Origin of the sequence: Providencia manganoxydans (genome assembly GCF_016618195.1) — a bacterium.
Lineage (GTDB): Bacteria > Pseudomonadota > Gammaproteobacteria > Enterobacterales > Enterobacteriaceae > Providencia > Providencia manganoxydans.
The window spans coordinates 3,260,267-3,285,122 of sequence record NZ_CP067099.1 but is presented as its reverse complement, the minus strand read 5'-3'; the positions used below and the strand labels follow the sequence as shown (position 1 = coordinate 3,285,122).

General features: G+C 39.6%; 18 protein-coding genes and 1 riboswitch. Of the genes, 9 read left to right on the top strand and 9 right to left on the bottom strand.

Going from position 1 to position 24,856, the window contains the following annotated elements:
* Positions 1-42 precede the first annotated feature (42 nt).
* On the top strand, positions 43-672 hold the full coding sequence (locus JI723_RS14850) for a lytic polysaccharide monooxygenase (protein ID WP_319068723.1): 630 nt from the start codon (positions 43-45) through the stop codon (positions 670-672).
* Between the two features lie 421 nt (positions 673-1,093).
* Here the strand turns inward: JI723_RS14850 and JI723_RS14845 are convergent, their stop codons facing one another.
* From JI723_RS14845 to JI723_RS14835, 3 genes are read right to left on the bottom strand one after another with little or no spacing between them, the layout of a single operon-like run.
* Positions 1,094-1,600 carry a contact-dependent growth inhibition system immunity protein gene (locus JI723_RS14845; RefSeq protein WP_272581065.1) on the bottom strand — a complete coding sequence of 169 codons (507 nt, stop codon included), beginning with the start codon at positions 1,598-1,600 and terminating at the stop codon, positions 1,094-1,096.
* Positions 1,597-6,855, bottom strand: coding sequence for a DUF637 domain-containing protein (locus JI723_RS14840; RefSeq protein WP_272581064.1), 5,259 nt, complete (start codon positions 6,853-6,855; stop codon positions 1,597-1,599). The genes JI723_RS14845 and JI723_RS14840 overlap by 4 nt, the downstream gene beginning before the upstream one ends.
* Before the next feature lie 23 nt (positions 6,856-6,878).
* Complete coding sequence (locus tag JI723_RS14835; RefSeq protein WP_337979537.1) at positions 6,879-8,555, bottom strand: ShlB/FhaC/HecB family hemolysin secretion/activation protein; 1,677 nt, start codon at positions 8,553-8,555, stop codon at positions 6,879-6,881.
* A gap of 971 nt (positions 8,556-9,526) precedes the next feature.
* On the opposite strand from JI723_RS14835, the gene uvrB reads away from it, so the two are divergent.
* On the top strand, positions 9,527-11,545 hold the full coding sequence (gene uvrB / locus JI723_RS14830; RefSeq protein ID WP_272581062.1) for an excinuclease ABC subunit UvrB: 2,019 nt from the start codon (positions 9,527-9,529) through the stop codon (positions 11,543-11,545).
* A gap of 81 nt (positions 11,546-11,626) precedes the next feature.
* Here the strand turns inward: uvrB and yvcK are convergent, their stop codons facing one another.
* Positions 11,627-12,535 carry a uridine diphosphate-N-acetylglucosamine-binding protein YvcK gene (yvcK, locus tag JI723_RS14825; RefSeq protein ID WP_070924995.1) on the bottom strand — a complete coding sequence of 303 codons (909 nt, stop codon included), beginning with the start codon at positions 12,533-12,535 and terminating at the stop codon, positions 11,627-11,629.
* Between the two features lie 594 nt (positions 12,536-13,129).
* Positions 13,130-13,270, top strand: a riboswitch (molybdenum cofactor riboswitch).
* On the opposite strand from yvcK, the gene moaA reads away from it, so the two are divergent.
* The 5 genes from moaA (at position 13,260) to JI723_RS14800 (ending at position 16,292) form a co-directional block, all read left to right on the top strand.
* Complete coding sequence (gene moaA, locus JI723_RS14820; RefSeq protein WP_272581061.1) at positions 13,260-14,240, top strand: GTP 3',8-cyclase MoaA; 981 nt, start codon at positions 13,260-13,262, stop codon at positions 14,238-14,240. Its footprint overlaps the riboswitch before it by 11 nt.
* A gap of 26 nt (positions 14,241-14,266) precedes the next feature.
* Positions 14,267-14,746 (top strand): cyclic pyranopterin monophosphate synthase MoaC, encoded by a 480-nt coding sequence (moaC, locus tag JI723_RS14815; RefSeq protein ID WP_070924993.1) that lies wholly within the window; start codon positions 14,267-14,269, stop codon positions 14,744-14,746.
* A complete protein-coding gene (gene moaD / locus JI723_RS14810; protein WP_070924992.1) occupies positions 14,743-14,988 on the top strand; it encodes a molybdopterin synthase sulfur carrier subunit in 246 nt (81 codons plus the stop codon). The genes moaC and moaD overlap by 4 nt, the downstream gene beginning before the upstream one ends.
* A 2-nt stretch (positions 14,989-14,990) precedes the next feature.
* Positions 14,991-15,443 carry a molybdopterin synthase catalytic subunit MoaE gene (moaE, locus tag JI723_RS14805; protein ID WP_319068735.1) on the top strand — a complete coding sequence of 151 codons (453 nt, stop codon included), beginning with the start codon at positions 14,991-14,993 and terminating at the stop codon, positions 15,441-15,443.
* A 141-nt stretch (positions 15,444-15,584) separates the two neighbouring features.
* Positions 15,585-16,292, top strand: a complete 708-nt coding sequence (locus JI723_RS14800; RefSeq protein WP_070924990.1) for a Bax inhibitor-1/YccA family protein — start codon at positions 15,585-15,587, stop codon at positions 16,290-16,292.
* Between the two features lie 60 nt (positions 16,293-16,352).
* Here the strand turns inward: JI723_RS14800 and JI723_RS14795 are convergent, their stop codons facing one another.
* The 5 genes from JI723_RS14795 to JI723_RS14775 all read right to left on the bottom strand — a co-directional run bounded on the left by JI723_RS14795 (position 16,353) and on the right by JI723_RS14775 (position 22,159).
* A complete protein-coding gene (locus tag JI723_RS14795) occupies positions 16,353-17,459 on the bottom strand; it encodes an ABC transporter permease (RefSeq protein WP_070924989.1) in 1,107 nt (368 codons plus the stop codon).
* 12 nt (positions 17,460-17,471) lie between these two features.
* On the bottom strand, positions 17,472-18,614 hold the full coding sequence (locus JI723_RS14790; protein WP_070924988.1) for an ABC transporter permease: 1,143 nt from the start codon (positions 18,612-18,614) through the stop codon (positions 17,472-17,474).
* Positions 18,611-20,353, bottom strand: coding sequence for an ATP-binding cassette domain-containing protein (locus tag JI723_RS14785; RefSeq protein ID WP_272581060.1), 1,743 nt, complete (start codon positions 20,351-20,353; stop codon positions 18,611-18,613). Before JI723_RS14785 ends, JI723_RS14790 begins: the two co-directional genes overlap by 4 nt.
* Before the next feature lie 11 nt (positions 20,354-20,364).
* Complete coding sequence (gene hlyD, locus JI723_RS14780) at positions 20,365-21,357, bottom strand: secretion protein HlyD (protein WP_319068739.1); 993 nt, start codon at positions 21,355-21,357, stop codon at positions 20,365-20,367.
* A gap of 115 nt (positions 21,358-21,472) precedes the next feature.
* Positions 21,473-22,159: a CerR family C-terminal domain-containing protein gene (locus tag JI723_RS14775; protein WP_140180628.1), complete on the bottom strand. Its 687-nt coding sequence runs from the start codon at positions 22,157-22,159 to the stop codon at positions 21,473-21,475.
* A 293-nt stretch (positions 22,160-22,452) separates the two neighbouring features.
* Between JI723_RS14775 and rhlE the strand changes: the two genes are divergently transcribed.
* Both rhlE and dusC read left to right on the top strand, forming a co-directional pair.
* Positions 22,453-23,805 (top strand): ATP-dependent RNA helicase RhlE, encoded by a 1,353-nt coding sequence (gene rhlE, locus JI723_RS14770; protein ID WP_140186352.1) that lies wholly within the window; start codon positions 22,453-22,455, stop codon positions 23,803-23,805.
* Positions 23,805-24,746, top strand: coding sequence for a tRNA dihydrouridine(16) synthase DusC (dusC, locus tag JI723_RS14765; RefSeq protein WP_070924985.1), 942 nt, complete (start codon positions 23,805-23,807; stop codon positions 24,744-24,746). Before rhlE ends, dusC begins: the two co-directional genes overlap by 1 nt.
* Positions 24,747-24,856 lie beyond the last annotated feature (110 nt).

Sequence of the window (24,856 nt, the reverse complement as noted above, 5' to 3'; positions counted from 1 at the left end):
ATATATAAAATATAGCTTATATTTCTTTTTCAGGAGGTTGTTATGAGTAAATTAATATTGCCGTTAATATTGTTTAGTTTATTAAGCACTGTACTTTGCTCCATATCATTCCAGTCAAGTGCTCATGGTTATGTTATTACTCCACCAAGTCGTTCATATATGTGCTTTGTTCGTGATTACAGTGGAAATCAGAAAACACCAGGCAATTTGAATTGTGGAGATGGGCCTACTTACTATCCACAAAGTTTGGAAGCGTTGAAAAACTTCCCTGCATCAGGTCCTGTTGATGGAAATATTGCCAGTGTAGGTGATATAGCATTCGCCCCTCTTGACGAGCAAACCCCTGATCGTTGGAAGAAAACTGAGTTAAAAACAGGATCAAATAAGTTTACATGGTTTTTAACCGCGGCACATAAAACGACTAACTGGAGATACTTTATAACTAAAACGGGATGGGATCAGTCAAGCCCTTTAACTAGAGCATCTTTTGATTTAACACCATTCTGTCAACGTGATGACAATGGAGCGGCGCCTCCATTGGCAACTCCGATTGATTTCCAATGTACTATACCTGCTGATCGTACAGGCTATCATGTTATTTTAGCTGTATGGGATGTATATGATACTACAAATGCTTTTTATCAGGTTATCGATGTAAATCTCACTAAGTAAGCTTTAGTGTGATATATATAAAATAAATATGTCAATGGATACATAATCGTTTAATGATTAAGTTGTATTTAAATGATAAACTGTATAATTAAAAAATAACTTATTATATATTATAGCCTTTTTTTATATTGTAATTTGAAGTAACCCCCAATAGTTAATTGACTAATTATCTGGGGGTTTTATGTTAAAAATAGCCTGAAAGTGAAAGTGAATTGTTTATAATCAATGTTTTTAGGTTAAATTCCTAGTGGTAATGGGCTAATTTCAAAGCTATATTAAAATAAAGCATTACCAGAAAAGTAGTAACTATATAATTTCTTGTTATTAATTAATGATTACTAAAAATAATATTATTTTATTTACTCTAAAATATAGAGAGTGCTAGTGTACTAAATACTAACCAGCACTCTCTTATATTAAATTAAAACTCTTTTGTTGTGCAACGGCTCAATGCTAATCGTAACCCTGCACCTATCTCTTCCGTTGAATGATCAAGCGATAAAATGACATGTTTTGATTCACCAAGTCCTTCCCACCCCTCCCATTTTGAATGGTTGGTAGGAGAGATGTTAAGTTGATTGTTTAACAGAAAAACAGAGCAACTTAGCATATTAGCGAGTAAATGACGTTTAGAACGATATTGATAATCCAGTTTTAGTTGATTTAGCCATCTATTCCATTTTTCTTTCATATTTTCTGGGTTAAAAAGAATATTATAATCTTCATCGTTTATTTGAGTATTACTTCGCTTAAGAGCACACAGCAATTTTTCACCAAGAACCTGCTCCGTACTGTCCAATGGCAATATAATAGAAGGAAAGTCAGGGTCAATAGTCACTAGTCCATATCCAGATTCGGTATTTATGCAAATAAATTTATCTGTCATAACGATACCAGCACAATATGCTTGATTTTGAATGAAATTCATTGTTTTACCTGTGTTGTTTTTACTTCAATGCCCATATTTTTCCCATAGGCTACAGCTCGATTGATTTCTATCCATTGAGTTCGAGTAGTAGATTTTGGAATAGCTAGCCATATCTCTCTTTTTGCTATCATGCCTGATTTTAGATTAAAGCCTGAAATTGAATATTGATCAAATTTTGCCGCACTATCAATATTTCTTTTAAGGGTACTATAAATTTGCTTTGGTTGAGACAGTTTACTTAATGTTTGTGTATCCATACTTTTGGCGCTTATCGCCAATTTCTCTTCGTGATAGAAAAAATCGAATGTTTTAAATTTTTTGGGTAATCTAGCTCGTTGAGGGAGGGTTGCCGCAATGGCATCTTCCCAAGCAATCCCCTGTTGATTTATTGAACCACCTTGTCCTACCCATTTCATACCAATTTCAGAGGCTGAAATGGTTTTTATGGCTGAATTTCGGCTAAAGTAGTTGATAGCAAAATTGCTCAGATCTCTCGCTAATAATCCACCACTGACCAGCAAGGCTTGATTGTCTGGCTCAGCAATAAAGGAAGCAAATTTCACCCAAGTTGGGGATTGTATATCGATCAGAGCTAAATCTTGAGCGTTCCAATATTGAAGATAGTGTTTTGCGAGATCATTGCGCATGACATCTGCGCCGAGATAGCTTGCCCAATAAGGGCGATCGGCTAAAGCAAAGGCATTTTCAATTTGTTGTCTTGTTACGCCTTGGGCGACTAATGGACGGTCAGCTATTTCACTCTCTAAGTTACTCGTGTTTTGATTACTGAATGCGGCATATTTATTGATGATAGTATTTTGGCAGGTTAGGTTATCACCACATCTTTGCATCTCACTGTCAAAGTCCATCGCTAATTCATGAAGCAAATGATTGAAGCGAAATGTATTTTCAGCCGCATTAGCGCCACTATAGGCACCACCTGCATCTCCAGTGAAAATAGCACCAGCAAATCCGCCTAAAACGCGAGATAATTGAGCATGTCTTTCAGTAGTTTGTTTCCACTCCTTTTCATTAATTAGATTATTATCTAAAGTTATGCCTGCTAATTGCGCTGCTAAGCTGCCAACTACCGCGCCTTTCACGTTTCCACCGGCAACTTCAGCACTAATACCAGAAACAACCGAGTGACTTAATACTTTCCCTGTATGGCCTAAAATTTCGCCATTATCGCCAATCAGTTTGGCTCCTTCGGCATGAATTTGATTGCCGATATTACTTAACAGTGCATTTTTAAAGTTATCGCTAAAATTTCCACCTTGGATAGCGGTATTGATTGTCGAGCTGATCGTTGATTGAGCGGCAACACGTTGTGCAACCTTACCCCAGTCACCATTACTTAATAACGGTAAACTGCTATTGCTAGCTGCGCCGTCGGTAAAACCCATTTTGACATCTAAGCCATTGAGGGCGCCGGAGACTACCATCTGGGCAATAATGGATTTAACGGTGTCGCTTTGTCCTAACGTTTTTAGTGTTTTTGATAAGTTGCCTTTATTTTCAGCGAGTGCAACAGCGGCTTGCGTGCTTAGTGCTGTCATTCCTGAATATGCGGCACCAGATATCATGGCTCCTGTTGTTCCCGTACTCCCTGATGCTGCCCAAGCAGAAAACTGTGTTGCTGTACCGGACGTCATTGCAGCTACCGAGATCATGATCAAAGCAGACGCAACAGGGTTTAAATGCTGGCTTTGATAATCCCAACTGTCATAGGCATCTTGAACTAAATTCCATTGCACATCTGTGCGATCTTTTAGTCCTACAAGCCATTTTGTTCCTTCAGTTTTTCCTAATGCATTTAACGCATTTTGCAGACTCAGTGCGTTTTGGGCTTTAATATCTGCGGTTATACCTTCTGTGGCTTCGACTGTTAGCTGACCACCAATATGTAATGCAGGTAGTACCCATTTATCTGCGGTATAGCCTTTATTACGCTGAGTAATATAAAAGCCATTCGACTTAGAAATTTCTTGTGCAAAGGTTGAGTTTTTGACGGTTTTAAAATTAACACTGCCTGTTTGACTGGTGATTTGAGCATTATTTTGCGTACTAATTTTTGACGCTTCTAAGGTGACATCATCTTTTGCTAATAGATTAATATTGCCACCGGCAGTAAATTCAGTGACTTTATTGGTGGTTTCATGATGAGTGTTTGTCACTTCTCGTCTAGTGATGCAAAGCGTCCAGCGGTTGCATTTTTTGTGTCGTTCTTCGTAATGGCTGGTTTCTTCCATGGCTTGTGCATAGAGATAGCCACCGTTTGCTGCGATATCGAGAAGCCCATTGGCCACTAAACGGGAAGCTTGAAATAAAATGCTGCCTTCAGAAACGATGGAAAGGTTTTTGCCACTGCTAATTGTGGTGCCTATTTGGCCATATAAATCTTCTAAACGCTTTCCTTCTTGTTTACGGTAATGAGTCTGTACTGACTCAAGGCGGGTATTTCCACCACTAGAAATAAGTATGTCATTTGATGATTGAATCGAGCTGCCTTGTGACGTAATTGCGCCATTAGAGGCAAGTGTGACACCGTTATTTCCAGTTATTGACGTGGTAAGGTGCTGAACATCTTGCCAATCTTCATTTGGTGTTGCGAGGGCGGAATAAGGTGTTGTCGTGAGTTTCATATCACGACCTGATAATGACGTGATACGAGCTGTAGATTGTAATAATGCCGATTTTAAATCGATATCACGCGCAGCATTGAGTGTGATATCACCATTAGCAATTAGTTTAGAACGAAGTTCTGGATAGCGATTGGTTTTGAATAAATGATGAACATTATCGATGGCTTTTGATGCCAATTGAATATCTTGACCTGCATTGAAGGTGAGAGAACGACCACTTGTGAAGGTTATTCCCTGTGCTTCAATATTTTTTCCAGCAGTAAACAGCATGCCATGATCGCTTTCCCATAGACCTATTTTAGGCATTAACTCCGTTGTCACTGTCGTGATATTTACTGGGTCTAAATTGATAAGATCCAATTCATTGCGATTAATAATGATATTTTCATTGGCGATTAGGTTAAATTTATTACTTTTATTTATTTGAGTATTATCAAAGGTAATATTTTTCCCTGCTTGAAACATAAGACTATTCGAGGCATTGATGGATGGGAGAACCAATTGATTATCGTTAAATGCGGATATTGGATTTAATGCATACTGAATATCACCATTTTTAGCGATAATAGTGCTATCTCTTGCGGCTAAATTGGTTTGGTTAAGATTAATATTATTATGAGCGATTAGGCTTTGTGAATTAGCTGAATTTAGGTTTGCATTATCAATATTGATATTTTGATTTGCAATGATAGAAAGGTCATTGGTTGATTGTAAATGGGTTGAAATATTGACATTATTAGCATTGAATACCATATTTTTGGCTGTAATCGCTGCTAGAGCCGTTCCTATTTGTGTTATTTTGGTTATTGGCTTTTCGGCGTTAGGTAGTTTGCTCTCAATGTTAATTGTATTTTTAAAATCAAGAACAATATTGTTTCCGGCAGATATGGATTGATAATTTAAGGCGTCAGGAGCCCAAGAATAGAATTTATCTATTAATTTGAAGTCTAAGGGTTCACTCACATAAAATATATCGTAAGTTCCATTATCATCATTTTCATCTGCAAACTTCCCTAAATCTTTATAAGAGGTATCATATTTATACCAAAGGTCTAATTTACCTGAGTTAAACGCGGAAATAGATGCATTTTGCCCCGTCAATATCACATTATTTTTTACGGTAATTTTTCCAAAATCATTCACTAAATCATTTGCATTAATATAGGCGTTTTTCCCTGATGCTATAACGCCAATACTCCCTTGGTTTATATATTGTTTTCGCTCAACATTAATGCTGTCACTGTTGATTAAATCGATTTTCCCGAACCATTTTTTATAAGGGAAACTCTCTAATCGAGGATAGAGTGAAATAATCGATACAACACCTTGCCTTTTTCCAAAGTGAGAAGAGACAAAATCTTCACTATCGTTAGTTGTTGCATTGATGTTGGAAATTTTTATGGTGGATGTATTCGCCGTATTTGCCAGTTTTTTTGTCCGAACTACCAAATCCCCCGCATTGGTCTTTATCGTCCCAGATTTATTTTCAATTAAGGTAGCTAAATCACCACTGGCATTTTTTTGCACCCACAAATTATTTTGCGCTTGAATAAGAGTATCTTTGCCTGTATTGCTCATCGTATCAGCAAAGACTCGCACATCTTTGCCTGAAATAATTTGGCCATGATTAGTTAAGGTATTTGTCGCTAGGGTTATATCTTTTTGTGCGTTGAGTTTTGTGTTTGTATTAATATGTAAGTTTTTAGCACTAACGTTTATTTCATTTTGAGATTGAAGATCACCTGCAATCGTAATTTTTCCATCAACCGTCATGGTTAGGTTATTTTGATTGGCTTGGATATGGCTAAGGTTTACACCAACTCCAGCTTCAGTACTCACTAGGCGCACTTGGTTTGCATACATACCACCAAGCGCTCTGGTATCTATAGATATATTAGGTTTAGCACCTTCACTTGTTAAAGGGGTAATCGAACCATTTTGAAAATCGATTCGGTTAGCACCTTGCATTAAAGTGAGATTTTTTGCTTTTATTTGGCCATTGAGTTCTGTCGCTCGGCTCATAATATCTGCGTAGTCTTGTGCCTCTGCATTCATGCCTTGGGGGCCAATAATCACGCTACCTTTTTTTACTTCAATAGCAAAGAGACCGCCATCGCTATTAATGATAGGGTTACCTGTGGTTAATGTAATGGCTGGGGTATTGGTAAAACTGCAACCATTACATGTAATTCCATTAGGATTGGCTATTAAAACATTGGCTTGTTTCCCAACCACTTCAAGCTTTCCTTGCAATTGGGAATGTGCATTTCCAGTGACTTCATTGATAATGAGATCAGCAGCTTTGCCATTTAAATTAGTATTTTTTGTTATCTGTCCAGCTAATTGAGAGTTAACATTATTGATAGTGTTATTAAGAACAGCACCTTGTTGATTGACGTTGAATGTTTGGAATTTATTATGAGAAATACCAATATTATTTGGTGTTGCAATATCAATAATCGGAATATTATTTTGTTGCCTAACTTGGGTATTATTATCTGCTAATGACAAAGCAGTACCCCAAGCAGGATGAAGAGGATATATAGCGGTGAGATAGATAATACTATAGCCTAACCATCGTTGTGACCGAGAGATATTTTTTTTAGGCATGAAGACTCCTATAAAATAAGATGTTAAATAGCAAACGAAATAGACCAATACATGGCCCAGTTATCAGGCTTAAGAAATGAGGGATACGACAGTGGTTTGCTGATTAAAAATCGTGAAGCAAAATGTGAATCGCCAATGAAAGAAACGCCAGTAGCCCCACCGATTAACGCGTTAGGTTCAATTTGATATGCATCAGAAGCAATCAAGCCATAATCTAGTGCGGCAAGAAGATGCCATTGACCTATAGAAGTATTTGCAATTTTGCTATTGAGTTCATTACGCCAATAAAATCCGCAATTACCACTGAGCGATTGCTCTTGATAGCCTCGAACAGAATATTGACCACCAATATTTATCCGCTCGGCACTATAGAGGTTATCTGTGGTGTATTGGCCATAAAATGAGGTCAAATAGAAGATATTTTGATTTAAATATATTTGATAACTTGAACTTAAACTGGCTTTTCGATAATGGCTACGAGGGGAATCCTTTGCGATAGTATCTGGTGAAGCACCCAAAATTGATATTCCCCACTCAAAAATAGGATTAAATGTAAAATAACCATTGCCAAGTATTGTGCTGTATTGAGGGCTTAAATTAATAGATGAAAGCGTAGGACTACTGATTTCTAATGTTTGTTGTGCTAATTGCGTATTGACGTTTTTATGTTTAAGTGAACCTTGAAGGGTGAGCCTTTGTTTGCTATCTCTATAGACTAAGCGGCTAATATCTAATTGTTGGTTAGTATTTTTTCCTTCATAAGGGTAAGACGTATTGGCGATGTAAAATGGTTGTCGTGTTTTATTTTGATATAGTTGGTAATGATAAGACCAATAGCCATAAGGGACATAAAGGCTTGCGGCATAGTAACGACTGTAATGAGAGTGGGTGATATCACGATCTGTATTAATTGAAAATGCCCATTGTTCGCCAAGCCCAAGCAATGAGTCTACAATTATGCTTCCTGTGATTAATTGTTTTCCTGTTGCTCTGATACCTGAATTATCGATGTTTAATTGCCCACTTAAAGGGACTTTTGCTGATTTCTTATAAACAAATATTCGTGAATATCCATTTTTATGGCTTGGTTGAATATCAATAGTATATTTTGCTGATGAAGAACGATTTAATTGTTCAAGTCCTTGCTCTATATCCCGTAAATTTAATATTGCACCCACATAATTTGGAAAAATCATTTTGGCTAAGCGGGGAGGCGAGTTTTCTATATCGATGGATCTTATCTTTCCTTCAATGACAGTTATGATGAGTTTTTGTTTAGTTAGATCTTGTTCTGGAATAAAGGCTTGAGAAGTGACATAACCCTGTTTAATATAATAATTAGTAATAGTGTTAGCTAAGCTTTTTATTTTACTTAAAGATAAGCAGCGGGACTGATAGGAAGAAGTTAGTTTTGATTTTATTGAGGGGGATAATAATGTGGCTCCTAATATATTTGTGTTTTCAATATAAAAACAAACATCATTAGTTTTTTCATTAACAATTTTATTATCAAGATTTAAGTTTTGCTGATTTTTAAGTTGATGACGCTGATTGAATTCGGATTCTAAACGTTGTTTTTGCTCAAACTGTACACTATCACGACTGATAGGTTTCGGTTCATTTATTGCGTGACTATGACTATATTGGCTAAATGATAATGTCAGCAATATTATTAAAAATATAACTTTTTGTTGGTGCATTTTTAGGCTCGTTAATTAATAAGAAATCAAATGAGGGTGTTATTCTTATATTGAAGGTTTGCTGTCTAACTGTTTTTTATTTTTATGTTATGTCTTTAACTATGGTTATATCAACATTAAAATGTCTGTAATTTATCTTATAATTACATGTAATTTTATTTATTGTGTTTTTATTTAATTGTTAGTTTGGATAAATCTCATAATTAGATTTTTTCTGTTATAGCTTGAGAACTTGTTAAGTAACAAAAAGTATCATTGAACATATACTCAAAATAATTCGAGTTACAGGTAGGGACAAGCGAAGATAGTCGGGGAGTACAGATAAACTATGTGGCTAGACACTTTAAAGGCTATGTTTAGCTAATCAGGTCGGGTTAGTATGTCTATCTAGTGGATCTTACTGACTAATTTGTTATGTTCCTGTTTATTCTGTGTAAAAGGCAATTTTGGATCGTTATCCCGTCATTCTTGTCAACTCGGATCGATTAAAACAGAGTAAATATTGTTTTTGGCATAAATGCTACGTAAAAATATTTTCATTAAAACATCATTTTTATGTCATATAGTCGCTAATTGTCACTTTTGTAATGGAGCGGGAACGCTCTAGGCTAAAGGGATTGCAGAGTTATCCACTATTTCTGTGGATAACCTTGTGAATTAGATCTAAAAAAGTAACCGTATCCAAGGTGACAAGCGGCTTCGCCTTTATTTGCTGTGATTTCAGGCTTATAAATAATAATCATAAAATACAATTAGTTATATAAAAGCAATACAGAAATCGAGATTTGAGATAGGATCAAAAATGGCCTCAGCATAAAATATATAAATCAATTCAGGTCAAGTAAAATTTTGGGGATAACCTTACTTTGTCGTGAGATAAATATATTAGGAGAGAATATTTAAAATAGGGGCTTGAAGCTGGTTTTTTATCCAGTATTATAGGAAGGGTAATCGGCTAAGAGGCATTATTGATGAGTAAAGAATTCAAGTTGTATTCTGATTTCCAACCCGGAGGGGATCAACCCGAAGCTATTCGTCGGCTTTCTGAAGGGTTGGAAGATGGCCTCGCACATCAAACCTTACTTGGTGTAACGGGTTCAGGTAAAACCTTTACTATTGCTAATGTAATTGCTAAAGAAAATCGACCAACGATGTTAATGGCACATAACAAAACGTTGGCTGCGCAGCTGTATAGTGAAATGAAGGCTTTTTTCCCTGATAATGCAGTGGAGTATTTTGTTTCCTACTATGATTATTATCAGCCTGAAGCATACGTGCCTAGTTCTGATACCTTTATCGAAAAAGATGCGTCTGTCAACGAACATATCGAGCAGATGCGTTTGTCAGCAACAAAAGCCTTACTGGAACGCCGTGACGTGATTGTGGTCGCTTCAGTTTCTGCTATTTATGGTCTTGGTGATCCTGACAGCTATTTAAAAATGATGCTGCACTTAACTGATGGGATGATTATCGATCAGCGCTCCATTTTACGCCGTTTAGCTGATTTACAATACACGCGTAATGACCAAGCGTTCACGCGTGGTACTTTTCGTGTCCGTGGTGAAGTGATTGATATTTTCCCCGCAGAGTCTGATGAATATGCACTTCGTGTCGAGTTATTTGATGAAGAAGTGGAGCGCCTGTCGCTGTTTGATCCGCTAACAGGGCAAATTCAGCATCGTGTACCACGCTTTACGGTTTACCCGAAAACACACTATGTGACACCAAGAGAGCGGATCCTTGAGGCGATGGAGCAGATCAAAATTGAGCTGGCTGATAGGCGCAAAGTGTTGCTAGAGAATCATAAGCTACTTGAAGAACAGCGGATAACGCAACGGACTCAGTTCGATCTGGAAATGATGAATGAGTTAGGTTATTGCTCTGGTATTGAAAACTATTCACGTTATCTATCTGGCCGTGCACCGGGCGAGCCGCCACCAACATTATTTGATTACCTACCTGCTGATGGTTTATTAGTTGTGGATGAATCTCACGTTACCATCCCACAAATTGGTGCTATGTATAAAGGCGACCGCTCACGTAAAGAAACTCTAGTTGAGTATGGGTTCCGCCTGCCTTCTGCTCTGGATAACCGCCCAATGCGTTTTGAAGAGTTTGAAGCCCTTGCGCCACAAACGATTTATGTATCAGCAACGCCGGGTAACTATGAAATTGAGAAATCAGGTTCTGAAGTTATAGAGCAAGTGGTAAGGCCGACAGGTCTATTAGATCCTGTTATTGAGGTTCGCCCTGTTACGACTCAAGTTGATGACTTGCTGTCAGAAATCCGTATTCGAGCGCAAAAAAATGAACGGGTATTGGTCACAACACTGACAAAACGCATGGCAGAAGATTTAACGGAATACCTTGAAGAGCATGGTGAGCGTGTGCGTTATCTCCATTCTGATATTGATACGGTTGAGAGGGTCGAAATCATTCGTGATTTGCGCTTGGGAGAGTTTGATGTGTTGGTGGGTATCAACCTACTCAGAGAAGGGCTTGATATGCCAGAAGTATCACTGGTAGCGATTTTGGACGCTGATAAAGAAGGTTTCTTGCGCTCAGAACGTTCACTCATCCAGACAATCGGTCGTGCTGCACGTAACTTGAATGGTAAAGCGATTTTGTATGGAGACAAAATCACGAATTCAATGGATAAAGCGATTAAAGAAACAGAGCGTCGCCGTGCAAAGCAAATGGCCTTTAATGAGGAACATGGCATTGTTCCACAAGGTTTGAATAAGAAAATTGGGGATATCTTACAGATTGGCCATAAAGTAGGTGGCAAATCCAAAGGCCGTGGTAAAGAAAGTGTCAAAACAGATAAACGTGATGATATTCAATTACTATCCACCAAAGAGCTGGAGCAACGCATTTCACAACTTGAAGCACAAATGTATCAACATGCACAAGATTTGGAGTTTGAGGCCGCAGCGAATGTTAGGGATCAGTTGCAGGAACTAAGAGAACGCTTTATTGCAAATTCATGATCAACCTGTTTTGCCGTAAAGTTATAACGATGTTAGAGGCTAATTGGGCGGCTTGTAGCAATTAGCCTTTTTACTGATGAGTTAAAACAAGCGTACAGTTTCTTCTATAGCCTGCAAAAGTAATTTACGATCATGGCGATAAGGAATATCATCGGCTTCAAGTACTCGTTGAGTTACTAAGCGATCATGGCGAATAGGTTCAATATTCGTTCTTGGACCCACGATCACCGCATTAATTTTTTTGCAGCCAATATGTTGTTCCATCATTACCAATTTTTCTTTTAAGGTTAGGCTGGCGGCTGATGTACTGAGTTCTTTACCAAGGTTGCCGATATAAATCATTGGGGCTTTACATTCACGTAATGCATTGGTGATCTCATCAAGTAACAGTAATGGCATCAGACTAGTAAAGAAGCTTCCAGGACCAATTAAAATTAAATCAGATTGATGGATTGCCTCAATCGCTTCTGCGGTGGCTTTGACTCTAGGGTATAAACGCAGTTCTTGAGGTAATTCAACGAGAGCATCGACATTCACTTCGCCATAGACTTCATTACCCATATCATCAATAGCCATTAAATCAACAGGAGATTCTGACATTGGGATCAGTTTTGCTTCCACTTTTAGCATATTGCGGATCAAATTAATGGCTTCAAGAGGTCGTACACTTAGGTGATCTAATGATTTTAACATTAGGTTACCTAAGTTGTGGCCTGAGAGCTCACCATTACCACTAAAACGGTATTCAAACATTGCTGAGGCGATAGACGGTTCTGTTATCAATTGATTTAGACAATTGCGCATATCTCCCCACGCAATTCCCCCCTCTGCACGGCGGATACGACCCGTTGAGCCGCCATTATCTGTAGTGGTTACAATACCTGTTAATCGAGAACCTAAAGAGGAGAGAGAAGACATTACACGACCAAGCCCATGTCCGCCCCCAAGAGCGACAACATGCCTAAAATCCGTCAGACTGCTATTTGGCATAGTGTTCCTATATTCGTTATTTTTCCAAAGCCACGGTCATTATACCGTGTTATTACATTATTCGGTCTAATCTAAGCGAAAATTCGTGCTATTAACCACGTTAACGATAAAGTCGCGCTAATCTATCATAAAATATTTCATTAAACGTATATACTCGTCATACTTCAAGCTGCCGAGGTGTTGACCACGCCATACCCCTTATCTATCTTCACGTGTTATCCACTTACAACTCACATTATTTGGAGTATTCATCGTCATAATTAGCGATAAAATTGAAAATTATTACTTAGAATAAATTAATTATCTGTGTTTTCTTTTTTTTGACTATTTAAAGGTGATCAAAAATTAATGTAAATATCCGCTAAGATTGTTCTTAATTAGTTACATCATTTTATTTGGCGAAACTTACTATACTATTTTCATTCTATTGATTCATCGCAAAGCTAATATATATGGCACATGTATAATATCGAATACATTGAATTTATGTTGGATTAACAAAGGGGTAACTTGTTGGTAAGTCGTTGTATAATATATTATATATCGATATTCAAATTCGCTTTTTCCTTTTTTTTACGCTAAAATCCCTACATAAAATAAGTATAACTCCTAGCCTTTGTGTCTAAGTTCGTTATGGCGAATATGATCCTCTGGCCGTGGCCTTTGAGCCACCAGGGTGCAAGATAGAAATGTCCGCATCTCCCGTATTTGGAAAGGTGTCATTATGCAGCAGCTTGTCGATCAATTTGCTCGGAAATTTTACTATCTCCGTCTATCTATCACTGACGTATGCAACTTTCGTTGCACATATTGTCTCCCTAATGGCTATAAACCGAGTGGCCGCCACGAATTTTTATCGCTGAGTGAAATTCAGCGTGTTAGCCGTGCTTTTGCCGAATTAGGTACCGAAAAAGTGCGCATTACCGGTGGTGAACCCACCATGCGTAAAGATTTTACCGATATCATTGCTGCAATAAACGAAAACCAATCAATCAATAAAATTGCCGTTACCACTAATGGTTACCGTATGGCACGTGATGTACAGCAATGGAAAGATGCGGGACTTGGTGCGATTAATGTGAGTGTTGATAGTTTAGATCCACGTCAATTCGCCGCAATCACAGGTCAAGACAAGTTCTATCAAGTCATGAAAGGGATCGATGCCGCCTTTGAAGCAGGATTTGATAAAGTTAAAGTCAATGCCGTGCTGATGAAAAATGTTAATGATATTGCGCTTAAATCTTTTTTAAATTGGATTAAACATCGTCCTATTCAATTACGTTTTATCGAGTTAATGGAAACAGGGGAAGGAAGCGAGCTCTTTAACCGCTACCATGTATCGGGTGAAACCATCCGTGAGCGCCTTGTTCAAGAAGGCTGGTACAGTATGCCTCGCGCTCGCAGTGATGGTCCCGCACAAGTGTTTAGTCACCCTGACTATCAAGGGGAAATTGGCTTGATCATGCCTTATGAGAAAGATTTTTGCCAAAGCTGCAACCGCCTACGCGTTTCCTCCCTTGGAAATCTTCATTTATGCCTATTTGGTGAAAATGGCATCCCATTACGCGATTTACTTGGTGACGATAACCAAAACGAAGCCTTAAAAGCGCGTATTCAAGGTGGATTGAAATTTAAACGTGAAACCCATTTCTTACACATGGGTGACAGCGGTATTACCCCGAATTTATCCGTTATCGGCGGCTAACTGATTTTGATTTTTCAGGAGAAACTATGTCACAGCTGACTCACATCAATGCGTCGGGTGAAGCGCATATGGTGGATGTGTCTGCAAAAGCAGAAACCGTCCGCGAAGCAAGAGCTGAAGCCTTTATCACCATGAACCAAGAAACCTTAGCGATGATCGTTGAAGGGAGCCATCATAAAGGTGATGTGTTTGCAACTGCCCGTATCGCGGGGATCCAAGCGGCGAAAAAAACATGGGAGCTGATCCCGCTTTGCCATCCATTATTGCTGACAAAGGTCGAAGTAACCTTACAAGCACTGCCAGAACAAAATCAGGTACGTATTGAATCTTGCTGCCGTTTAACCGGTAAAACAGGTGTGGAAATGGAAGCGTTGACTGCCGCATCCGTGGCCGCACTGACAATTTATGATATGTGTAAAGCGGTTCAAAAAGATATGGTGATTGGACCGGTTCGTTTACTTGAAAAGACGGGCGGTAAATCAGGTCATTTTAAGGTGGATGCATGATCACAGTTCTGTTTTTTGCGCAAGTGCGTGAGTTGGTGGGAACCGATCGTTTAGACGTCTCAGAGCACTATCCAACAGTGGAAACATTACGTCAAGCTCTGGCTGCTAAAGGGGAGCGTTGGGCACTGGCCTTAGAGGATGGCAAGTTATTAGCCGCAGTGAACCAATCTTTCGTCGCTACGGATCATCCATTATCTGATGGTGATGAAGTGGCTTTTTTCCCTCCTGTTACAGGAGGCTAGTGATGGAAAATACCCATATTGCGGTTCAAACAGAAAATTTTAGTGTAGGTGAGCAATACCATTGGTTAGCACAATGTGATAGTGACGGCGCGGTAGTGACATTTATAGGTAAAGTGAGAAATCACAATTTGGGGGATAATGTTGCCGCATTAACTCTTGAACATTATCCAGGAATGACTGAAAAAGCGTTATCTAATATTGTGACAGAAGCGCGTCAACGCTGGGCATTACAGCGAGTCAGTGTGATCCATAGAATCGGTACCTTGCAACCCGGCGAAGAAATTGTTTTTGTTGGGGTAACCAGTGCTCACCGCGGCGCTGCATTTCAAGCAGCTGAATTCATAATGGATTATTTAAAGACTAAAGCTCCTTTTTGGAAGAAAGAAACGCTACCTGATAATGAACGTTGGGTTGAAGCAAAAGACAGTGATGAGGCTTCCGCAGAGCGTTGGTAATCCTCTGAATTCTCCATTTAGTTTTGATTTTGTTGCATGTTAATGTCAATAAATTGTGATAAACTTTATAGGATATTGTCTGGCTACGGCACATTTACATTGCTGTGGTCGCTTCCTATTAATGTATGAAGGGTAACCATCATGGATCGATTCGATCAACGTAATGATTCTCTTGTTCAGCGCAGCAGTGCCGGCATTCAGACATTTATGTCTCAGGTTTATGGTTGGATGACCGTTGGTCTGTTGCTGACTGCTTTTGTTGCGTGGTATTCGCTGGAAAGTAGCTTATTTTATACCATAGCAACTAATAACATTTTATTCTTTGGCTTAATTATTGTTGAGCTTGGACTGGTTATGGGGTTGTCATTTTTGCTGCCAAAAATGAGTGGCATGATGGCAACAGGAATGTTTATGCTCTATTCAGTACTGACTGGGCTAACCATTTCTGTGGTTTTAGCAGCTTATACAATGGTGTCGGTAGCAAGTACATTTTTTATTACCGCGGCAATGTTTGGTGCTCTAAGTGTTTACGGTTACACCACAAAACGTAGCTTAAGTGGTATGGGTAACTTCTTGTTTATGGCACTTATTGGCTTAATTATCGCCTCTATTGTCAATATTTTCATGAAAAGCTCCGCACTATATTGGGTGATCACTTATGCAGGCGTTCTGATTTTTGCAGGTCTAACTGCATACGACACTCAGAAACTAAAAGAAATAGGTGCTAATGTTGATGAAAATGATAAAGAAACTATGCGTAAAACGTCTATTTTAGGTGCATTAACCTTATATCTGGACTTTATCAACCTGTTCCTGATGTTGCTGCGTATTTTTGGCGATCGTCGCTAATAAATAGCCAATATCAGTAAAACGAATACAGACCCTTGCTAGTAATTAGCAAGGGTTTTTTTATGCGGTTTTTTTGCGAAATAGATAATAAGCAAATGAACTCGTTATGATGGCGATGACTAACAGTGGCCATAAACTATGCCACACAACATCAAAATGAGCATCTTTCAAGTAAATCTGTTTAGTTATTTCAGTAAAGTGGCGGATAGGGTTTATCCATGTTATGTCTTGCAACCAAACCGGCATATTTTCAACGGGTGAAATATAACCAGATAATAAAACGGCTGGCATCATAAAGACAAATACACCAATAAAAGCTTGTTGCTGAGTAGAGCACAAGGCTGAAATTAATAAACCAAATCCAACCAGTGATAAGCCATAAAAAAGCATAGTGGCATAAAATAGTAACAAGGAGCCCGCAAAAGGAATTTGATAACAGAAGATACCTATCACAAGCACTAAGGTTGCTTGAGCTGTTGCAATGATCAAGGCAGGAACCGCTTTACCAATAAAAATTTGCCAAGTGGTTAATGGTGATACCAGTAGTTGGTCTAAAGTGCCTTGCTCAGCCTCACGAGCAATGGAAAGAGAGGTTACAATCAACACACCAATAGTAGTAATCAACGCGACCAGTGATGGCACGATAAACCATTTATAATCGAGGTTTGGGTTGTACCAATTGCGTACCACCAATTCACTATTATTTGCCAATGGTTTACCTGCGGTAAGCTCGCTTTGATATTGTAAAACGATCTGCTCAATATAATTAGCTGCAATTTGCGCACTATTAGAATTACGTCCATCCAATAGCAACATCATGTTAGCGGTGTGCTGACTATCAATATTGGCGCTAAAATTTTGTCCAAATCTTACCACCAGTAAGCTTTTTCGGTTATCCAGCGTCTCACGAATTTCATGTTCATTGTTAAGCAATAAGACGGTAGAGAAGGCTTCTGCTTTAGCAAGTCGTTGCGTTAATTCAATCGAGTGCTGCCCGCCATCTTGATCAAAAATCGCGATAGTGGTATTTGTCACTTCAAGTGTTGCTGCTAGAGGAAATAAGATCATTTGGAAAATAACAGGCATGATTAAAATGATCCGCGTTTGCTTCTCTTGCAGTAAGGACTGCAACTCTTTCATGATCAAGGTGTATAAGCGATAAAACATATCGAGTCCTTATCAATCGAGCCGACGACGGGTTTTCCATGCCGTTAAACCAATAAACAGTATGGCTGATGCAATGAGTAACAATAGGTCGGTCAGTAGAACAACATAGATATCACCAGCTAGAAAGAGCGTTTGCAAGCTGCTAACAAAATAGCGTGCTGGAATAAAATAAGTCACTATTTGAATAAAAATGGGCATGCTAGATATTTCAAAAATAAATCCTGAAAGCATGATAGCAGGTAAGAATGCCGCATTCAGTGCCACCATCGCCGCATTAAATTGGTTACGTGTAATAGTTGAAATTAATAATCCCATTCCAAGAGCGGTTGCTAAATAGAGGCTGGTGATCAAAAAAAGTACTAATAGTGAACCTCTGTAAGGCACACCTAGCACACCAGTGGTAACCGCCATACATAAGATCATCACAAAAGTCCCCAGTATTTGATAGGGCAGTAGTTTAGATAGTAATAATTCAGTTCTGGTAATTTGTGTAGAGAGTAGCGCTTCCATTGTGCCACGCTCCCATTCGCGGGCAACCACCAGCGATGTCAAAATGGCACCAACAACCGTCATAATGATACTTATTGCACCTGGAATAATAAAATGCTGACTAATTGCAGCCTCATTGAACCAATAGCGCATGTTCAATTCAATTAAAGGAGCGGTTGGATAACCTTTATTTTCCCCTTGTTGTATCAGCCAAGTATGCCAAACACCTTTGGTATAGGCCTGTACGAAATTAGCGGTATTTGGTTCGCTGCCATCAGTGATCACTTGTATAGCGGCATGACCTTCGGGGCGCAACAGTTGTTCTGAAAAATTAACAGGGATGACGACAATACCTCGCAGCTCACCAGCCTGCATTTTATCAATCAATTCTTGACGGTTATCACTAACGGTTGCATCAATAAATGGAGAGCCTGTAAAAGTATCGACTAGCTCTCTGGCCTCATGGCTTTGTTGATCCATAAGTATGCCAACGCGCAATTGACTGGAGTCTAGATTGATCCCGTAACCAAAAATAAATAACAGCATTAATGGGATCACTACTGCAATGAGGGCACTACTTGGATCACGTACAATTTGTTTACTCTCTTTAATACACAGGGCTTTCAACCTACGCCAAGAAAAGTGAGATGCGGTAGAGGTGCTCATTGTTCCTCCTGCTGCTTATCGTAGTTAAGGATCAACTCGATGAAAGCATCTTCCATTGATGGGTTAGGGTTATGTTCAGTCGCGATTTGCTGTTTGAGATCATCCGGTGTGCCAGCAGCAATGATCTTACCGTGATACACCAGCCCGATCCTATCGCAATACTCGGCTTCATCCATAAAATGGGTGGTGACCATAACGGTTACCCCTCTATCCACCATTCCATTTATATGCAACCAAAACTCACGACGAGTTAAGGGATCAACGCCGGATGTGGGTTCATCTAGAAATAAAATATCAGGTTCGTGCATCAATGAGCAGGCGAGAGCAAGACGCTGTTTGAAACCCAGTGGCAGCGATTCCGTTTCTTGATGAATGATTGGCGTAAAATTAAAGGCTTCCACCATTTCAGCAATTTTTTGGTTTTGATGTTTACCGTGAAGACCATAGACGCCGGAGAAGAACTTGAGATTTTGCCCAACTTTCAAATTACTATATAGCGAAAACTTTTGCGCCATATAACCAAGGTGTTGTCGAGCCTTGTCTGAGCTGGTTTTTAAATCCATTCCTAGTACTAAGGCTTGTCCTTCTGTAGGTTTCATTAAACCACACATCATTTTAAAGGTGGTGGATTTACCCGCGCCATTTGGCCCAAGTAAACCAAAAATTTCACCGCGTTTTACTTGGAAATTGACGGTATCGGTTGCTGCAAAATCCCCAAACTTTTTGGTTAGGTTACGTGCTTCAATAACTGTTTCGCTGGGATTGGCGGGGATCTGCGGCATAATGGCCGCGAGCTCAGAGCGATGCGAAGGCCCTCCACCGAGTAGGTCGATGAAAGCATCTTCAAAACGAGGCTCTGCCTCTATCAGTTTTCCATCTGGCATATTTAAGCCACGTAATAGTGAATCTTGGGATGCATTAGGCTTTAAAATAAGCCGTACATAGCGGCCCTGTATGACACCGTCTGTTGTTTCAGGTAGTACCAAGGCATTTTGTAGTGTAGTGCGTTTATGGGCAGCAGGAACTTCCAATAAAAATGAGCGTCCTACCATTTTTTTTGTGAGATCTTGTGGCTGTCCTGAGTAGAGAAGTTTTCCTTGATTGAGTAATAATACCTCTTTGCATTGCTGAGCTTCATCCAGATAAGAAGTACTCCAAAGGATCAGCATGCCTTCATCAGCCAAAGTATGCACCATTTGCCACAATTCACGACGCGCAATAGGGTCAACACCCACTCCGGGTTCATCTAAAAGTAAGACTTTGGGTTTTCCAAGCAGGGTACAGGCCAACCCTAATTTTTGTTTCATACCACCTGATAATTTACCCGCCAACCGTTGTGTGAAATGTGTTAGATCGGTAAATGTGAGCAGTTGTTGGTAGGTTTTTTTTCTGTCTTCACCCACAACGCCGCGCAAATCAGCATACAGGTCGAGGTTTTCTTGAACGGTCAAATCTTCATATAAACCAAATTTTTGCGGCATATAGCCTAAATTAGCATGCACCTGAACACTGTCTTTGATCGGGTCTAACCCCATTAAACTGATTGTGCCCGAATTTGGTTTTAATAGACCTGCCAACATACGCATTAACGTGGTTTTACCGGCGCCATCGGGTCCAACTAGGCCTGTCACAGAGCCACCGCAGATCTCTGTGGTTAAGCTTTCGACGGCAGGGATGTCTAAGCCGCTAAATGTTTTTTCAACACCTTGTAGGTGAATACGATAATCAAATGCATCCATGATGAACTCTATTACTCAGTATGAGTAAAGCGGACAGTGACTGGCATACCTTGACGCAATGCATCATCTGGGTCGTTAACGATAATGCGTAATCGATAAACTAAATCGGTACGGAGTTCAGGTGTTTGGACACTTTTAGGTGTAAATTCAGCGGTTGGTGAGACAAAACCAATTGTCCCGTGATAAGGCGTATTTGGGCGGCTATCGGTATACAGTAAAACCTCTTTACCGGGTACCGCTAAGCCTAAATTAGGTTCATTGACATAAGCCCGCACCCAGACTGGATTAGTTAATGTGACACTGAATACGGTATTCCCTGCGCCAATAATGGTACCTGGTTCGATTGCTCGTGTGAGGATTGTGCCATCAGAAGGGGCGATTAACTGTGTGTCAGCTAAATCTAATTCAGCTTGTGCAACAGCGGCTTCCGCTTGCAGCCATTCGCCTCGTGCTGCCGCTATTTCTTCTTGGCGAAACCCGCTTTGATACTGATTGAGTTTGTCTTGTGCTGCTTTTAAGGCAGCAAGTGCTTGGTTACGATTTGTTTTGGCATTATCTAATTCATTTGCTGAAATCACGCGTGAAGCCGCTAACCCTTGTTGACGTTTATAAAAGCTTTCTGCGTATTGCCATGCAGCTTGTTTTTGTGCAACTTCGGATTCTACTTGAGCAACTTCTTGAGTTCGATAGCCTTTTTCTTTCATCGTTAGTTGGGCTTTAGCGCTATCTCTAACTCCTTTGGCTTTATTTAAGGCATTAATATATGGTGCATCATCAAGTTGCCCTAATGATTGCCCTTGGCTAATTTTAGCACCTTCATCAACGGCTAAAGCCGTAAGTTTCCCTCCAACTCGAAAGCCAAGGTTTACTGTTCGAACATCAACATTGCCATATAAGGTTAATGTTTTATCTTGTTGTGATTGATACCAATAATAACCACCTATAATGAGACCGATGACTATGACAATAAAAATGATAAAAATAGAACGACGTTTATTGTTCATAATTAGCCTTATTCGAGTCAGTGATACCTACTTCAGTCGCAATATTGATAGTGACATCTGTCTGCTATCAATACTGCGACCATAATCTATAATCATTTTTTATAGATTAATCATATCACTTTTCAGCTTCTTTGCGATGACGCAATCCTTCTAATAAAATATTGGTGTGCTCGATAAGTACTTGATTAATGATTTTGTATTCATCCTCATTAATGTGTTTCCAACCAGTTTGTCGTAGAAGGGTTTCTCTCGCAATGCGAAAAGATAGGGTTTCCCCCAAAATAGCATGAGTTTGTATTAATGTGGTTAAGTTATTAGGATCAGACCCTATATAAATAGCGATAAGCCTATTGAGTTTTGTATAAATAGGGCCAAGGGCTTGTTCATGAATAATGGTATAAGCTTCAGTAGGATTGAGTTGTTCCCTTGAAAGGATCCGTGTGAAACTCAGGTTTTTTTTCTCCAGTTGAAAATAGTTATATCCGACTAGGGTTTTTTGTAGCAGCTTGATTGCTTCATCGGGATCAGGGGAGGTCAGTTCAAGATAGGCATCAATCTCCGTTAATGTTTGGCAAAAATTCTCTTTTACCGTGTCAGCAATTAATTGGGCTACCGCTAAATACAGCCCTTCTTTTGACCCAAAGTAATAGGAAATGGCAGCGATGTTTTGACCCGATACTTGAGCAATTTTTCTGGTGGTTGCTCCGTCTAAACCTAATTCACCATAGACATCAGCAGCTGCGTATAACAACTGCTCTCTGGCGTGTTCTCCTCGATTTGTTGATGGTGTGTTTATGATCATGCAGGTTCCTTAACAGTCAAAATTAAATGTCACCTTAACTAGCTCTACACGGCTTTTAACGTAAATCGGTGACAGAAAACGATAGCTTCTAGCGTCTAATAGTTATATATACTATATTGAGGTGATTTTATATTAATTTATTTTCTAAACTAAATTAATATACTTATTAGGCTTAAATAATGTTAGAATTTTTAGCAATAGCACGGCAGTTTGCACTTTTTCTTCTCTGATATGATCCTTCCCCTCGAACTGCCTCTGATTATTCAGAGGGGTGAAGTCTGGAGCAATTTAATTTGACTACTTTTTCTGACCTCGCGTTAAACGAGGAAATCCTGCTTGCAATAAACGAGCTAGGTTATGAAGCCCCTACGCCAATTCAGCAGCAGGCAATCCCTGCCGTGCTTGCAGGTAATGACCTTTTAGCGAGTGCACAAACAGGAACGGGTAAAACAGCGGGTTTTACTTTACCTATTTTACAAAAATTAATTTCTACTCCACGAGTAGGGAAAGACAGAAAACCTATTCGCGCATTAATTTTAACACCAACCCGTGAACTTGCTGCACAGGTTGCTGAAAATGTTAAAGAATATAGCCGCCACTTAAGAGTACGTTCATTTGTGGTATTTGGTGGTGTGAGTATTAACCCACAAATGATGAAACTGCGTGGTGGGGTAGATATCCTGATCGCAACACCGGGCCGTTTACTCGATTTAGAACATCAAAATGCGGTGGATTTATCGCAAGTTGAAGTGTTTGTCCTTGATGAAGCAGACCGTATGTTGGATATGGGTTTTATTCATGATATTCGTCGAGTGATTAATAAATTACCAAAAAAACGTCAAAATTTACTATTTTCTGCCACTTTTTCAGATGACATTAAACAGTTGGCTAACAAATTATTGAATAACCCAGTAACGATTGAAGTTGCTCCACGTAATTCAGCCTCTGAGCAAGTGACTCAATATGTACATCATGTTGATAAAAAACGTAAAGCTGAATTATTGTCGCATATGATTGGTCGTGAAAACTGGCAGCAAGTGCTCGTCTTTACCAGAACCAAACATGGCGCGAATCGCCTTGCTGAGCACTTAAATAAAGATGGCGTCAAAGCAGCAGCTATTCATGGTAATAAAAGCCAAGGTGCGCGAACTCGTGCATTAGCTGATTTCAAATCAGGTGATATTCGTGTGTTAGTTGCAACGGATATTGCCGCTCGCGGTCTGGATATTGAACAATTGCCTTATGTCGTCAATTTTGAGCTACCCAATGTGGCAGAAGATTATGTTCATCGTATCGGTCGTACCGGGCGAGCAGAGGCGACAGGTAAAGCGATTTCTCTGGTTTGTGTGGATGAACTTAAACTGTTAAAAGATATTGAAAAGTTATTGAAGAAATCAATTCCCGTTATGGCAATTGATGGTTATGAACCTGACCCATCAATTAAGCCTGAGCCAATTCAAAAAGGGCCTCAACGAAATAATGATCGACGTGGTAGTGGGGAGAAACGTAGTTCCCGCTCAAATCAAGAAAAAGGTACAGGAAAGCCACGCCGTGAACGAGCTAATGCAGCAAAAGGCAAACCAGCCGCGGCGTCTCCATGGAAAAGCGCACAAAAGAAAGTGCGTCAGAGTCACGGTGAAGGTTAATGCGTGTTTTGCTTGCCCCCATGGAAGGGGTTCTTGATTCATTAGTTCGAACTCTACTCAGTGAGGTCAATAACTATGACCTCTGTATTACGGAGTTTGTACGGGTTGTTGATACGTTACTACCAGCTAAAACGTTCTATCGACTTTGCCCTGAATTGCGCCATGGTAGCAGGACGCCATCGGGTACTTTAGTACGGGTACAGCTGCTAGGGCAGCATCCGCAATGGTTGGCTGAAAATGCCAATCGTGCGGTTGAGTTAGGCTCTTGGGGCGTTGATCTCAATTGTGGGTGCCCTTCTAAAACAGTGAATGGCCATGGTGGTGGTGCGACCCTCTTAAAGCAGCCCGACCTTATCTATCGAGCAGCAAAAGCTATGCGAGAAGCTGTCCCAAAAGAGTTACCGGTTTCGGTGAAAATTAGGTTAGGTTGGGATGATAGCCAATTTTGCCATGAAATTGCCGATGCCGTACAGCAAGCAGGCGCTAGCGAGTTGACGGTACATGGGCGAACTAAAGAAGATGGTTATCGAGCAGAAAGAATTAACTGGCAGGCGATTGGTGATATTCGTCGCCGCCTTTCAATCCCTGTGATCGCTAATGGTGAAATTTGGGATCACGAAAGTGCACAACGTTGTCTAGATATCACTGGCTGTGATGCAATTATGATCGGACGTGGCGCTCTCAATACACCAAACCTTAGCTATGTCGTAAAAGAAAATCAGCCTAAAATGGCTTGGGAGCAAGTTGGTCAGTTGCTTTTAAAATATACAGAGCTTGAAAAACTAGGTGATACAGGGCACTACCATGCTGCACGTATTAAGCAGTGGTTAGGTTATTTACGTAAAGAATATAGACAGGCTGATGAGCTATTTTCGCATATTCGCGCTTTAAAGCGTGCCAGTGAGATAGCTGAGATCATCGAAAAAGAAGTAAATAATTAAGTGAGATGATTGTTTTTTAGGCAAACAATGGATTTTTAGTTGCCAAAATAGCGTATTAGATCTTTACTTAAACTGTTAATTTACTTTTAAGTGATTAAAATTGGGTTTAA

Excerpts from the sequence above, each read along its gene's own strand:
- moaA (WP_272581061.1), top strand. The coding sequence starts at position 13,260 with ATGCAGCAGCTTGTCGATCAATTTGCTCGGAAATTTTACTATCTCCGT.
- JI723_RS14840 (WP_272581064.1), bottom strand. The coding sequence starts at position 6,855 with ATGCCTAAAAAAAATATCTCTCGGTCACAACGATGGTTAGGCTATAGT.
- JI723_RS14800 (WP_070924990.1), top strand. The coding sequence starts at position 15,585 with ATGGATCGATTCGATCAACGTAATGATTCTCTTGTTCAGCGCAGCAGT.
- JI723_RS14850 (WP_319068723.1), top strand. The coding sequence starts at position 43 with ATGAGTAAATTAATATTGCCGTTAATATTGTTTAGTTTATTAAGCACT.
- uvrB (WP_272581062.1), top strand. The coding sequence starts at position 9,527 with ATGAGTAAAGAATTCAAGTTGTATTCTGATTTCCAACCCGGAGGGGAT.
- moaD (WP_070924992.1), top strand. The coding sequence starts at position 14,743 with ATGATCACAGTTCTGTTTTTTGCGCAAGTGCGTGAGTTGGTGGGAACC.
- JI723_RS14775 (WP_140180628.1), bottom strand. The coding sequence starts at position 22,159 with ATGATCATAAACACACCATCAACAAATCGAGGAGAACACGCCAGAGAG.
- moaC (WP_070924993.1), top strand. The coding sequence starts at position 14,267 with ATGTCACAGCTGACTCACATCAATGCGTCGGGTGAAGCGCATATGGTG.
- JI723_RS14785 (WP_272581060.1), bottom strand. The coding sequence starts at position 20,353 with ATGGATGCATTTGATTATCGTATTCACCTACAAGGTGTTGAAAAAACA.
- moaE (WP_319068735.1), top strand. The coding sequence starts at position 14,991 with ATGGAAAATACCCATATTGCGGTTCAAACAGAAAATTTTAGTGTAGGT.
- JI723_RS14790 (WP_070924988.1), bottom strand. The coding sequence starts at position 18,614 with ATGAGCACCTCTACCGCATCTCACTTTTCTTGGCGTAGGTTGAAAGCC.
- yvcK (WP_070924995.1), bottom strand. The coding sequence starts at position 12,535 with ATGCCAAATAGCAGTCTGACGGATTTTAGGCATGTTGTCGCTCTTGGG.
- JI723_RS14845 (WP_272581065.1), bottom strand. The coding sequence starts at position 1,600 with ATGAATTTCATTCAAAATCAAGCATATTGTGCTGGTATCGTTATGACA.
- dusC (WP_070924985.1), top strand. The coding sequence starts at position 23,805 with ATGCGTGTTTTGCTTGCCCCCATGGAAGGGGTTCTTGATTCATTAGTT.
- JI723_RS14835 (WP_337979537.1), bottom strand. The coding sequence starts at position 8,555 with ATGCACCAACAAAAAGTTATATTTTTAATAATATTGCTGACATTATCA.
- JI723_RS14795 (WP_070924989.1), bottom strand. The coding sequence starts at position 17,459 with ATGTTTTATCGCTTATACACCTTGATCATGAAAGAGTTGCAGTCCTTA.
- hlyD (WP_319068739.1), bottom strand. The coding sequence starts at position 21,357 with ATGAACAATAAACGTCGTTCTATTTTTATCATTTTTATTGTCATAGTC.